Source organism: Streptomyces sp. NPDC048353 (assembly GCF_055587165.1).
Window position 1 is genome coordinate 34,944 of record NZ_JBVJGU010000013.1, and the last position, 12,193, is coordinate 47,136.

At 70.3% G+C, this 12,193-nt stretch carries 16 protein-coding genes; 9 read left to right on the forward strand and 7 right to left on the reverse strand.

The window, feature by feature from the left end:
• Positions 1–149: 149 nt before the first annotated feature.
• The 6 genes from ACZ6RC_RS31995 to ACZ6RC_RS32020 all read right to left on the reverse strand — a co-directional run bounded on the left by ACZ6RC_RS31995 (position 150) and on the right by ACZ6RC_RS32020 (position 2,827).
• On the reverse strand, positions 150–509 hold the full coding sequence (locus ACZ6RC_RS31995; protein WP_469589917.1) for a hypothetical protein: 360 nt from the start codon (positions 507–509) through the stop codon (positions 150–152).
• A gap of 112 nt (positions 510–621) precedes the next feature.
• On the reverse strand, positions 622–786 hold the full coding sequence (locus ACZ6RC_RS32000; protein ID WP_469589920.1) for a hypothetical protein: 165 nt from the start codon (positions 784–786) through the stop codon (positions 622–624).
• A gap of 122 nt (positions 787–908) precedes the next feature.
• Positions 909–1,223 carry a WhiB family transcriptional regulator gene (locus ACZ6RC_RS32005; protein ID WP_469589923.1) on the reverse strand — a complete coding sequence of 105 codons (315 nt, stop codon included), beginning with the start codon at positions 1,221–1,223 and terminating at the stop codon, positions 909–911.
• A gap of 161 nt (positions 1,224–1,384) precedes the next feature.
• Positions 1,385–1,531 carry a hypothetical protein gene (locus tag ACZ6RC_RS32010; protein WP_469589926.1) on the reverse strand — a complete coding sequence of 49 codons (147 nt, stop codon included), beginning with the start codon at positions 1,529–1,531 and terminating at the stop codon, positions 1,385–1,387.
• A gap of 121 nt (positions 1,532–1,652) precedes the next feature.
• Positions 1,653–1,817, reverse strand: coding sequence for a hypothetical protein (locus ACZ6RC_RS32015; protein WP_469589929.1), 165 nt, complete (start codon positions 1,815–1,817; stop codon positions 1,653–1,655).
• Positions 1,818–1,987: 170 nt separating this feature from the next.
• Positions 1,988–2,827, reverse strand: coding sequence for a hypothetical protein (locus ACZ6RC_RS32020; RefSeq protein WP_469589931.1), 840 nt, complete (start codon positions 2,825–2,827; stop codon positions 1,988–1,990).
• Positions 2,828–3,192: 365 nt separating this feature from the next.
• On the opposite strand from ACZ6RC_RS32020, the gene ACZ6RC_RS32025 reads away from it, so the two are divergent.
• The 9 genes from ACZ6RC_RS32025 to ACZ6RC_RS32065 all read left to right on the forward strand — a co-directional run bounded on the left by ACZ6RC_RS32025 (position 3,193) and on the right by ACZ6RC_RS32065 (position 11,576).
• Positions 3,193–3,540, forward strand: coding sequence for a GntR family transcriptional regulator (locus ACZ6RC_RS32025; RefSeq protein WP_469589934.1), 348 nt, complete (start codon positions 3,193–3,195; stop codon positions 3,538–3,540).
• A gap of 354 nt (positions 3,541–3,894) precedes the next feature.
• Complete coding sequence (locus tag ACZ6RC_RS32030) at positions 3,895–4,911, forward strand: helix-turn-helix domain-containing protein (RefSeq protein WP_469589937.1); 1,017 nt, start codon at positions 3,895–3,897, stop codon at positions 4,909–4,911.
• Positions 4,911–5,495, forward strand: coding sequence for a cysteine hydrolase family protein (locus ACZ6RC_RS32035; RefSeq protein WP_469589941.1), 585 nt, complete (start codon positions 4,911–4,913; stop codon positions 5,493–5,495). The genes ACZ6RC_RS32030 and ACZ6RC_RS32035 overlap by 1 nt, the downstream gene beginning before the upstream one ends.
• Entirely contained in the window at positions 5,492–6,412 is a 921-nt protein-coding gene (locus ACZ6RC_RS32040; protein WP_469589944.1) for an FAD-dependent oxidoreductase, read from the forward strand. The genes ACZ6RC_RS32035 and ACZ6RC_RS32040 overlap by 4 nt, the downstream gene beginning before the upstream one ends.
• Before the next feature lie 281 nt (positions 6,413–6,693).
• A complete protein-coding gene (locus ACZ6RC_RS32045; protein ID WP_469589947.1) occupies positions 6,694–6,963 on the forward strand; it encodes a helix-turn-helix transcriptional regulator in 270 nt (89 codons plus the stop codon).
• 923 nt (positions 6,964–7,886) lie between these two features.
• Entirely contained in the window at positions 7,887–9,641 is a 1,755-nt protein-coding gene (locus tag ACZ6RC_RS32050; protein WP_469589950.1) for a hypothetical protein, read from the forward strand.
• Positions 9,641–10,672: a DciA family protein gene (locus ACZ6RC_RS32055; protein ID WP_469589953.1), complete on the forward strand. Its 1,032-nt coding sequence runs from the start codon at positions 9,641–9,643 to the stop codon at positions 10,670–10,672. The genes ACZ6RC_RS32050 and ACZ6RC_RS32055 overlap by 1 nt, the downstream gene beginning before the upstream one ends.
• Positions 10,673–10,779: 107 nt before the next feature.
• Positions 10,780–11,169, forward strand: coding sequence for a hypothetical protein (locus tag ACZ6RC_RS32060; RefSeq protein ID WP_469589956.1), 390 nt, complete (start codon positions 10,780–10,782; stop codon positions 11,167–11,169).
• Positions 11,170–11,306: 137 nt separating this feature from the next.
• Complete coding sequence (locus tag ACZ6RC_RS32065) at positions 11,307–11,576, forward strand: hypothetical protein (protein ID WP_469589959.1); 270 nt, start codon at positions 11,307–11,309, stop codon at positions 11,574–11,576.
• A 58-nt stretch (positions 11,577–11,634) separates the two neighbouring features.
• Here the strand turns inward: ACZ6RC_RS32065 and ACZ6RC_RS32070 are convergent, their stop codons facing one another.
• The gene (locus ACZ6RC_RS32070) at positions 11,635–12,033 is read right to left on the reverse strand and encodes a GNAT family N-acetyltransferase (protein WP_469589962.1); all 399 of its coding nucleotides are present in this window, start codon (positions 12,031–12,033) and stop codon (positions 11,635–11,637) included.
• Between the last annotated feature and the right edge of the window lie 160 nt (positions 12,034–12,193).

Consider the following 12,193-nt stretch of genomic DNA (forward strand, 5'->3'; position numbering starts at 1 on the left):
TGCGGATGGTTGCTTGCGAACTGGACTCCGGCTCTACCCGCTCCGCACGCACGAAAAGGCCGGCGGTCCGGGGGGCGGGCGACCGTGCCCGCGAAACGGCGTGAGGCGGGCTCGAAACTGGGATCGGCTCCCGCCGGGTGGGCGCGAAGTCAGCTCGTGTGGAGCTGCGCGCCGTGGCGGCGGAGGTCGTCGGTGGTGATGCCGTAGATCCGGCACCTGTCGATCAGCGGCTTGAGCGCGGTGCCGGCGGTACGCGCCTCGAGCGATCCCTCGCCGAACAGCCGCTGGGTGTTCAGCAGGTCGTTGATCGCGGTCGCGGTGCGGCTGGCGTGCCGCTCGAAGTGGCCCTCGCCGACCCACTCCTCCGCGATGACGTGGAGGGTGGTGCGCCAGCTGCCGTCGTAGTCCTCGGGGTCGATCGGGGGGATGTCGGTGCCGAAGATCGCGAAGGCGCACGCCTGGGCGGCGGCTTCCGTGCCGGGCTGGAGCGGGGTCATCGTCGTGGCCATGGGGGCCTCTCCCTCGAACTGTCGGTCCGGGCTGTCCGGCTCCCCCTCGCCGCCCGTCCCGGTCGCCGTGGTCTGCGGGCGCGGTGCGGGCGGATCAGGCAGCCGTCAGACGTCAGTTGCCGTCGGTGCTGGCGGTCCACTCGGGCGGGATCGTGTGGCCTTCGCGAAGCCGGATGGTGCCGCGCGCCTTCGCGGAGGGAGACGTCTCCGGCTCGACGGGGCTGGCGGCCGAAGAGGGCTTCGCCGGTCGCAGGGAGATGCGGGGCCGATTCTTCATTGCTCGCTCCAGGTGTCCGGGATGGAGTGGGTCCGGGCTGTCCGGCTCCCCTTCACCGCCCGTCCCGGCCGCCGTGGTGTGCGGCGGTCGGCGCGGGCGGATCAGGCAGCCTGCAGACCGGATCAGGCAGCGTTGCGGGCCCGCTGGCGGGCGGCGCGGCGCTTCATGGCGCGGCGCTCGTCCTCGCTCAGACCGCCCCAGACGCCGCCGTCCTCGCCGTGCTCCAGCGCCCACCGGAGGCAGGTCTCCATCACGGGGCAGCGACGGCAGACGGCCTTGGCCTCCTCGATCTGGAGCAGGGCCGGGCCGGTGTTGCCGATCGGGAAGAACAGCTCGGGGTCTTCCTCCCGGCACGCGCTGCGGTCCCGCCAGTTCGTGTTGACCGGCAGATCGGCGGCGGGGGCGTAGCTGGCGCGTACGATGGACGTGCGATTCATCAGGGCCTCCCAGAAGGTCCAGTGCAGAAGTCAGCCCCGGGGCGGCCACCCCGGGGCTGTTGCGTGTTGTGGCGGCCGGACGGCCGGAGCGGGCGGGAGCTCCCGGCGCTCTCCGCCGGCCCCGGCCGGGACGGCGCGGGGACGACGGGCAGGGCCGGGGATCAGCGCTGCTGCTTCTGTCGTGCGAGATAGGCGTCCTGGAGACGGGCGAACCGCTCGTGGATCGGTGTCCCGACCTCGCACGGCTCCTCGGCCTGGCAGGCCGCGCAGCCACCGAGGTGCGTGGTGGAGTCCTCGAACGACTTCATGTAGCGAACGAACAGGTCATCGGTCGGGCGGGCACTCACTTCTGGTGCCTCTCCGAACGCTGGTTCTGCTCCCTGTTCTTCTGCGAGAGCGCCTCGCGCTCGGCGTCGGTCAGGCTGGTGATCACGCCGCCACCTCCCAACCGGCCAGCACCGAAGCGGTGATGGGCACGAGGGCCAGAGCGACGTCGACGCGGGCGGCGTCCTCGGGCTCGTAGCCCTTGGCCTCGTCCTCGCTCTCGATGTCGTCGATGATCCCGGCCCGCAGCTGCGGTGCGGTGCGTGTCATGCTGTGCTGCATCAGGTCCTCCGAGTCAGGTCCTGGACAGCCCCGGGGCCCTAATCCCTGGGGCTGTCGCGTTCACTCCCCAAGTGGGGAGTCGGCCGCCGTACGAGCAGCCACGGCCCCGGCCGCCCCTGCGACTACAGGGCGGCCGGGGCCGTGGTCGTTCGTGCGGGTCAGACGGCCGCTGTACTCGCCGCGTACCGGCGGCCCAGCTCGGCCTGCCGCTGGTCGAACGCCTCCTCGTCGCCCGGGGCGAGCGGCACGCCGCGGGCCTCGGTCGGCCTGGCACCGACGGGCATCTGCGAGCGTCGGGTGTCCGCGTCCTTCACCTTCGGCAGCACCGCGGCCCACTCGGACGCCCGCTTCGCGGGGGCTGCCTCCGCGTACTGGCGGTCGAAGCGCCGGCGCTCCCGGGCGAAGAACTCGCGGACGGACTGGCGCTTGGGCTCCTGGCGGTGCAGCCGGAGGAAGGTGACGGCCAGGCGCTCACCGTCGGGGCAGGGCAGCAGCTGCCCGTCTCGGTTCTTGACCTCGCCCTTGCAGGCCAGGCACTGCTGCTGGTGCTGGCGGAATACCCGGCGGACCTGCTCCGCGCTGAGCGGGGCGGGCTTGACCTGGCTGGCGGCCGGGGCCGGCTTCACCTTCGGCTTCGGCAGCACCTTGGTGGCGCGCCGGGAGGCGGCGGTCGGGGCCCCCTCGATCAGCCGGGTACGCAAGGCGTCGGCCTGGACGTCGATGGTGACCTGGCGGTTACTGCCGGCCGTGCAGCGGCGCGGCTCGGCGGCCTTGGCGCGGCCGGTGTGGTGAGGCACCAGCTTCGGCGTGCCCAGCAGGCCGGTAATCGGGACCCACGTGGAGCAGTCGGGGCAGACCAGGTGCTCCTTGCCGGGGGTCAGGTCGATCTCGGTGACCTTGAGCTTGGAGGCGATGACCGGCGGGCGGTGGTTGACGTTCGAGGTGCGGGTCTTGCGGCGGCGCTTGCTGGCCTTCGGCGTCGCGGGCGTCGTGATCATGGGGACTCCTCATGGTCGGAGGGACGGGGCGCGTCGCGGTGCTCTCTCCGCCCGTCAGGCCGCACGGGTCGATCCCGGCGTCCTGATGGACGGACAGCGCATCTGCGCTGCGACGTGCAATGCGGGAGCCACACCAGCCAGGGGACTGGTCCGGGGGATTTGGTGGAGCTATCGACCCCGGCCCTCCCCGTATGGGGAAGGGGCTTCCTGCGGTTTTGCGATGGTGCGGTCCTACGTCGCTGCTGTTGACGCCTCGAAGGCAATCAACCGTATCGACGTGGATAACCTAATCAGTACACTGGCTACCGTGTCAACCAGGTTGGGCAGGCTATCTATTCGAGCGAGGTGGCTCTACGATGTGGCTCATGACGGACGAGGCCATGCAACCCTTCGAGCGCATCGCGCAGGATGTACGCGAACAGGTTCGACTCAGGCAACTCAAGCCTGGCGACAAACTGCAGAGCACCAGGGAGTTGGCGAACAAGTACGCCGTCGCGCCCGGCACGGTGCAGCGTGCCTTCGCCGAGCTTCGACGGGACGGAGTCATCTACTCCCACACTGGCCGCGGGAGCTTCATTCGCGAGAACGCACTCGATGCGCTTGCCGACCCGACTGCACAGACCATCAGGCGCCTCGAGGAACAGATCGCCGATCTGACTGCACGACTCGAACGTGTCGAGCGGAACCAGAGCAGCGGTTCGACTCAGCCCTGAGCCCGACCACGACGCCGTACTGCCTCGTTCTCCTGCAGTGGCAACCACGGCGTCCCCCGTTCGTCATCGGCATCACTTCGACGGAGATCAGCTTCGGGGTCGCGGGCGTCTCGGCGAGATGTCCCGGCGTGGAAGGGGTGTAGCAATAGCGTCGCAACAGGGCTCTTCCTGCCTGGCAACAGAGCGTCATAGGGGTGTGTAGTGATCGCAGTTGAGCAGTGGACAGGCGAGGAGGCACTGCTGTTGCGATCAGTAATGCGCGCTTCGGTGCGGGGGTTCGCCGATCACCTCGGGATCAGCCCGCGGACGGTTTCGCACTGGCAGAGGAACCGGACCAGCGTGTGCCGTCCGCAGATGGCGCAGATCCTCGATACAGCGCTCAACCAGTGCACCCCCGAGGAGCAGGAGGCGTTCCGCCTGCGCCTGGCGGCCCTCCGCGGGAACGCCGTCGCGGCAGGGGGCGTCGATACTCCGCAACCGACGCCTTGCATCGTCGTCTCCCACAAGTTCCTGCCGGCCTACGTGGGCGAGCAGATCGCCCCCCTGTACGCCGTCGGCGCTCCCGCGCCGTCTGGCCCGGGAGGCTTAGAGCGACGGACGCTCCCGGCCGGACACCGTTCGGCCCAGTCGTCCTCGGTCCACGTCTACGGGTGCGGCGTCGCCGTCGTGCACCTGGAAGAGCATCGCCGCGTTGAATCGCTGACCGATCTGGCGGTATGGCGATACCGCACATACCTGCAGGAACCCGACTGGGCGGGCAAGCAGATCACGCAGCTCATGAGGCTCCACGCTGCCGAAGGAATACCTACTCACGAGGTACCCGCGCCGCAATACGTGCTGTCGGTCTACGAACTCCGCGAGAACTCCTGGGCGGGCGCCGGTCTGGACACCGCGCTGCAGCTCCTGGCCACGCCCTCGGTCCTGGTCAACCGCCAGGACCCGGAGAACATCGTCCCGCTGGGGCCAGACGTCGAGGCCGCCAAGTTCCGCGAGGGCTGGTCGCACGCCGAGACCGTCCCCTTCGGAGGCGGCGTCTCCCAGGGCGTCGCCGGCTGGTCCGGAGTCTCCTACCACCCGCAGCCGGATGAGCGCGCCCTCACGACGAGTCAGATCGTCGCTCTGGAGCTGGACGTCCAGGCGTTGTGGGCGCTTTCCTCCCACGTCCTGCACACCGTCGAAGACGGCCACGACCCGGTGATGCCTCCCGAGTACGGCTGGCGATTTCTGCGGAGCGCCTACTACCGGCTCACAACCGCACGTCCCACCGAGACTGCCCAACACCGCGTGATGCGCGAAGCAATCTTGACCACGAGCGAGCTCCCCGATCGGCTTCGCGCCGCTCAGGACGCCCTCCGAGACAGCAACCCCTGATGACCATGGGAAAGGTGGACGGGTTGGACCCGCGATCGACAGCGTTGCTGGTTATCGACGTACAGCAGGGCTTCGTCAACCAGCACAGCCGCGACGTTGTCCCGACGGTCGTACGGCTGGTGGACGGCTGGCGAGCAGCCGGCGCTCCGGTGGTCTTCACCCGGTTCCATAACGCTCCAGGCTCGCCCTACGAGACGATCTCCGGTTGGAAGCGGCTGCGCACTGCGGAAGAGCAGGCGTTCGTGAAGGAGCTCGCTCCCTTCATCGACGGCACGACCTTGGTCATCGACAAGGCTCAGGCGTCGGTCTTCACGCCCGAGGGATCACAGCTCATCCAGGAATCCGGCTGGAGTGACCTGGTGCTGTGCGGCATCGACACCGACGCCTGCGTGTACGACTCCGCCACCGCCGCCTACCAACGGGGTCACCGGCCCTGGGTCGTCACCGACGCCTGTGCCTCCAGCGGCGGCTCCCAGTACCACGAGGCCGCTCTGCTGCTCGCGGCCCGGAACCTGGGCGCCGATCAGCTCATCACCAGCGAAGTCGCTCTGTCTCGAATCAGCGGAATTGAGGGAATCCAGTGAGCACAACTTCGTTCGACGCCGACGTCCTGGTCGTCGGGGCCGGCCCCGCAGGCGTGGCGGCCGCCCTCATGGCCACCAGCCTCAACATGAAGGTCCTCGTCGTGGATGCCGACAGCATCGGCGGCAAGCTCCAGACCATCGGCGCGCTGGAGAACGTCTCCGGCAACTGGACGACCGGCCCCCAGCTGGCCGAGGCCCTGACCGCGGATCTGTCCCGCCTCGAGCAGGCCGGCCGGTGCTCGCTGGTCCGATCTCGCGCCGTGGGGGTCAGGGGCCATTCCGACCGAGCGGAAGTCCTCCTCGCGGACGGCCAGGTGCTCACCGCGCAAGCAGTCGTGGTCGGCACGGGCGTGACCGCGATGGCACCCGCCGACACCGACTGGATCAGCGCCGTCCCTTCGCTGTCCACGCCTCCGCTGTGGCGCGCGACGCCCGAGCAAGTCGGTCCGCGAACCTACGTACTTGGGGGTGACAGGCCGCTCGGCACCTGGCTGCGGGCTCACCCGCACTCCACTGCCACGCTCCATGTCCTCGCCCCGCCGACGGACGACTACAAGCTGGTCGAGGTGTCAGGAGACGATCGAGTCCGGGTAGTTCCGGTTTCTCACGTCGCCGTTTCGCAGGCCCGTCACGGCACCGACTTCATCGTGGACGTCGAGAACCGCAGAGGAGAGCGCAGCACCTACGTCGCAACGGCAGTGCTTAGCAATCTCGGTAATCGGCCGGCGGCTCTCGAAGGGCTCACGGTGGACGAGAACGGATACTGCCCGCCGGAAATGCAGCACCCCCGAATCTTCATCGCCGGGGATCTACGGTCCGGTCGGTTCCAGCGCATCACCACGGCACAGGGCTCAGGAGCCGAAGCGGTCCTGGCGTTCTACTACGCCACCGCGCTTTGGCAGGAACAGCTCGTATGAGTGCATCAAGGGATTCACGAACCAGCGTCCTGCCACGCGGGAGCGGCAAGGTTGCGAGTCGGCGGGCGCTAGAACAGCCGCTCGAAATCCGTTCCGATTCAGGGGCACCAGGGGTTCCACCTGCGCGTTCTCACGTCAGGAGCGGAATGGTCATCGGCCAGGGGGCGGGGAGTCGGGTGGGGGCGGTCGGTATCTCGTACGGCTACACGCTCGTTCTCGCTAGCGAAGATCATCCGGGCCATGTATGTTTTGGGGACTGTTTCCCTATGGTGGAGGTTCCGATGTCCGATCCGCTGAGGCGAATTGACGCCCTGGTAGAGAAGGACACCCTCCCCACGCTCAAGGTCCGGCAGCAGCTCCGACTCGCCGCCGGCCTCACCCAGACCGAAGTCGCAGAGGCCATCGGCGTCAAGCGGCTCGCGGTCGCGCAGTGGGAGGCCGGGCGCGCCCAGCCTCATCGCGGGAACCGTCGCGCGTACGCGCACTTCCTTCGGAAACTCGCCGAGAAGTACCCCGCCGCGGCCATCGAGGAGGCGCCCGATGAAGGGTGACCTCACGGATACGGCCGCATCCGGGTACGCCGACTCCACCTTCGATTTCGAGGGGGTCGGGGTGACGTAGCCGCCACCGGCCGCGCGCACCAAACGAGTGGACTGCAATCCACTCCGGCCTCGCGCGGCCCTTCATGCCGACCGTCAGGTCGGCCGCCCAGTCCCCGGTTCGCACCCGGCTCTGGGCTCCAGCTCACCGAGCTGGCTCATCTCACACGGTCCGTAAGGACCAAGCACCACCGCAGCGGCCCTCCTGCAAGAGGGCTTCTGCACAACCGTTCCGCCGGCCCCTGCAAGGGCTTTGGAACGTCCGTTCGAATCACGCAAGGAGAGAGGTCTCGCCTCTGGTTCTTCGTCCGGTGCCCGCTCCTCACGGAGGGGGCCTGGCTGGCTGGCTGGTGTCTCCCAGTTCGCTCGTCGGCCGTCCCGCGTTGCGGGGTGGTCCGGCTCGCTTATGAGAGTTGGTGTCTTCGCCATAGTGCCCGATCTGGTGTCCCCTGAAAAGTCGACCGCCGCCCGTTTCAGTGCGGTTCGCGCCTTTAGCGCGTTTCACGTGACGGAACAAGCGTCCCCTATCCAGCACTTCGCGGCTTTTGGTCAGGAAGTGACTCTTCCTGTAGGAAGCCACGAGCTGATCGTTTCGACTGGGTCTGTCCGGCCGCTCCTCGGTGGCGCCCACACTCGCTTCCCGCCCGGCGGGCAGTCGAGCAGGTATCTGCCCGCCGGGCGGGAGCGCCGAGGGTGATCCAGGCTCAGCGGGCTCTGTCCACAGGCCGTCTCGTGCAGGGTCGGCGGATGGATCACGAAACGTGCGTTCTGCCTGCTCAGGGAGGTGTCCGCTTTGGCGTGTACACCGGCCTGATGATGACGCAGATGCCTCCGACCCTGGTGGCTCCCGCCGCCCCTGTCGGGGCGGTGGGCGGGTGAGTGCTGTCGTGGAGTCGATGGCTGCGCCGACGGGTGTGGTGCGTCGGCAGCGGGTTCGGGTGCCGATGCGTCTGGTCTGGTCGCCGTCCTATCAGGACGTGGCGCTGTCGGTGTACGTGAAGGTGAAGGCGTTGGCGTCGCGTCCGGAGGGCTGCCAGGCGCGGACGGGGACGATCGGTTCGTACCTGGGGCTGTCGGCGGCGTCGGTGGAGCGGGGGATGACGCAGCTGCGCCGTCCGGGCCTGGACGGTGTGGTGGAGCTGCGGTCGCAGCGCCGGACGATGCCGGGCGGGACGGGGCAGTCGGCGGTGCGGTCGGTGCGGCCGATGGGGCGGGAGGAGGCGTTCGTGTGGCTGCCGGTGGCGGCCGCGGAGGACCTCACGCCCCGGCAGCTTCGGGTGTACGCGCTGGTGGCGTACGCGCAGGCGCGGGGGATCGCGCTGACGGAGGCGGAGATCGCCTCGTGTCTGCTGCACCACTCGGGCAAGAGGGCCGGCGAGGCGCTGTCGGTGACGGCGGCGTCGGCGGTCGTGGACGAGGTGGAGGCGGCGCGCTGGATGACGGTGCAGCGGCGTGCGGGGGAGCGGGGCCGGAACCTGTACGTCTCGCACGACCTCGCTCCGGAGGCCCGTCCGGACGTCCCAGCCGACCGCTGCGACGCCGCTGCGGAGGTCGCTGAGGCGGCTGTGGACGGTGGTTCTGAAGGGGCGGGCAGTTCCCAAGTTAGTGAGGGATCGGGTTCCCCGGTTGGTGAGGGATCCCTCGCGAATAAGGAAGTACCTATGACTGACTCACCTGATGACGGGCGAGCGCTCTTGTCACCCGCCGTAGGCGAGGTACAGGTGGGTAAGGCGGCTGGGCCTGTGGAAAACCCGGCCGGTGGTGAAGCTGCGGCTGTCGCGGGCGAAGGTGGTTTCGCGCTGCGCGCGGGTGGACAGACCCAGCTCTCCCCCTCGAAGCCGAAGAACCGCAGCAGCCGGAACGGGGCCGCGGCCCGGTCGTACGACGGTCCGCGTCTGGCGATGAACACGCACATCTACGCCGTGCTGGAGCCGGTTCACGTGCTGCTGGAGCAGGTGAACGACTTCGTTGCGCGGAAGGTGGCCCGTGAGGTGGGCCGCCAGCTGCGCGAGGGCACCAACCCGGAGCGGCTGCAGCACCGGCTGACCGCCCGGCTGGCCAAGGTGATGCTCGACGACGTCCGGGACCCGGGCCGCTGGCTGCTGGGTGTGGCTCTGCCCAGGTGGGGCTGCGGCTACCAGGACTGCGAGGCCGGGGTGATCTGGCGGACCGGCGCGCCGTGCGAGATCTGCTCGGAGGTCGTCCAGGACAAGGCCGCCGCCCGGCAGCGCGAACAGCGCCTCGCCCAGGGCCTGTGCCCCGAGCACGGCACCCGTCCCGGCCCGTCGGGGCGCTGCACGGCGTGCGAGCCGGACGACGCGATGACCCGGCCGGCCCCGGCCGTGGTGGTGCGGCAGCGGGTACCGGACGGCCCACCGCGTGGATCCTGCGGCGACTGCGGTGCGCGGATCATGCTAACCGGCCAGGCCCTCGAGGACGGCCTGTGCAGGCTGTGCCGCGAGGAAGCCGCTGCCCTGGCCGCCGACCAGGTGCCCGCGGCCTCCGGCGCGGTCGAGATCCCGGTCTGCTCGGGCCGGGACGGGAACGTTCCCTGCGGCCGGGAAACCCTGCCGAGCCGCAGCGTGTGCGCCCGCCACCGGGCCCAGGAGCTCGCCGGGGCGGTGGCCTGATGTCCGCAGACCAGCAGCCCAGCGGCATCGACCTGGCCAGGGTCGCCCTGCGGGCCGCGAGGGAGGCGGCGCGCAAGAACGGCGGCCGCGCGCAGCAGCCCAGGCCCCGCACCGTCCGGCCGGCCCGGCGCGACGGGCGCGACCCGCTGGGCCTGGGCGACGTCCTGGGGAAGCTGGTGGCCGAGCGGGCCTGGGAGCTCCCGGCCGCCGGTGCCACGCTGCGCGAACGGTGGGCGGCCATTGCCCCGGAACTTGCCGGGCACGTTACGGCCGTTGCCTTCGACACCGACGCGGGCCGGCTGACCGTGCGCCCGGAGTCGGCGGCCTGGGCGACGAAGACGCGCCTGGAGCAGGCCCGCGTCATCGAGGCCGCGAACATCTCGGCAGGCCGCACCGTCGTCCGGACGCTGCGGATCCTTCCGCCCGGGGCGCTGCCCGCCACCGGTCCTTCTGATGCCGAACCGGCTGCCGCGGCGGCGCCTTCCGGGCCGGTACGCACCCGGGAGACGGCCTCGGAGGGCTACCGCCACGCGCTCGCCGCGCACCAGGCCACCAAGCACGACAGGCCGGTGGATCGCGCGCTCGCCGCCGCCTACGACCGGCAGACCCGCGCCTTGATCGTCCAACGGGACCGGGTATTCGCCGACCAGGTTCCGGCTGAGGAATCCCGGCCGGACCCGGCGGCCCCGTACGGTGACCCGCACCGCCGGGCGCTGGCCCGTGCCCGAGCGGAACGGCCCCGGCACATGGGCGCAGGCCGCGGAGACCGCCCAGGCCCCAGCCCGGCAGCGGTACCGGCCGGGCCGGTGAAGACCCGGGAGACCGCATCGGCCGGCTACCGACTGGCCCTCGAAGCGCACCTCGCCGCCGTCGACCCCGCCCTCCAGCATCCCGACGGCGGTGACCCCTCCTGCATCCCCGCCGACGCCCGCTCGGTCTTCGACGACTACCGCACCCAGGCCCGCGAGACCGCCTCCGCAATCCAGGACGCAGCCATCCGCCGCGCCCGCGCCGAACGCACCGCCGCATGACCCCGGCACGGGAAGCGGCCTTGCCGCCATCCGGGGCGTCCAGGCCGAGTGCGCCCTCGTTCTCGTTTCCGCAAGCAGACCTTGGACCACCCCACCAGGAGGAACCCGTGCCGTACCCGCAGCCGCTCACCCCCGAGGGGAAGCTCGCCGACGCGAAGAAGCAGCTGGGCCTTCCGCGTATCGTCGTGATCTGCGGCTCCACCCGCTTCATGACCGAGATGGCCGAGGCCGATGTGCGGGAGACCCACGCCGGGAAGATCGTCGTCAAGCCGGGCATCGACATGAAGTCGCCCCACGCGCTCTGGTTCAACCCGGTCGAGGCCGCGGAGTTGAAGGTTCGGCTCGATGACCTGCACCGGGCGAAGATCCGGCTCGCCGATGAGGTGCTCGTGGTCGGCGACTACGTCGGGGACAGCACCCGGGCCGAAGTCACCTACGCCCGATCGCTGGGCAAGCCCGTGCGGTTCACGCACCCCGAAGTCGACCCCGGCGCCTGACCGCCAGCGGCCGCTTGACGGCGTCAAGACCACGGGGCTCTCCAGAGCGTCAACCCAGACCAGGCAGCGTCGCCCGTTCCGGTGGTCTGCAGCCCGGCGACGGTCAGGACGTCCTGGCCGTCGCCACACTCGCGACCGTGACCGACCCGAACACCCCCGGCGCCGCCCCCGAGGACCTCCCCGACAGGGCGGGCCGGACGACAGCCGGCACCGGCCGCGTCCGCTTCTCGCTCGCGCGGTGGGTCCTGGGGCCGCGCACGACGTGGCAGGCACGCCGCCTCGCCGCCGACTTCGGCGAAGGGATGGACGCCCGGACCGCGTGGGTGATGGCCCGCCTGGCCCGGCATCCGGAGGAGCACGTCTACGCCATGGCCCACCTCGACGACGACCGTCGGGCCGCGAACTGACCACAGCTCAGGCGCTGGCCCTTGGCCGCTCAGCGCGGCTTCCTCAGGCACCAGAACGTCAGCAGGTCTGCCACGGATACGCCGGCGGGGCTTCACCCGCTACGTCGGACTCGGACGGCACGCGGACCATGCTCTCCCGTGGGGCGCCGACCTCACCGCGCCAGGTGTTGGTGATGAAGCCGAAGCGTCGATAGAACGCCTCCAGGCGGACCACGTCCCCACCGAAGGCGTCACTCGGGCTGAGCGTCACCGGCACGCCCTGTAGGTCGGCTTCGGCAGTGATGTACTGCATGACGCGGCTGCCGATCCCGGTCCCTCGCCGACTCTCCGGGAGGACGATCGAGAAGAGGACGAGGTACGGGCCGTGATCGATTCCCAGCTCAAGGCGCACACTCGGGTAGGTCGCCCGTATCTCTTCGGCCAGGTCCTCGGCCCATGGTCCTGCTTGGTCCGTCACGTGGCGCTGCTTTCGGTGGGGCGGGCTGCGGGGGTTCGACGGGATCGCCGTTCTCGGGCAGGAGCTCGGCTCCGTCACGTTTACGGCGTAAAGAGGCCCCGCCAGGTGCGCGACGGAAGGGGCCGTGGAGGCGAGCGAAGGCAGGCGGAGCCGTCCCGCG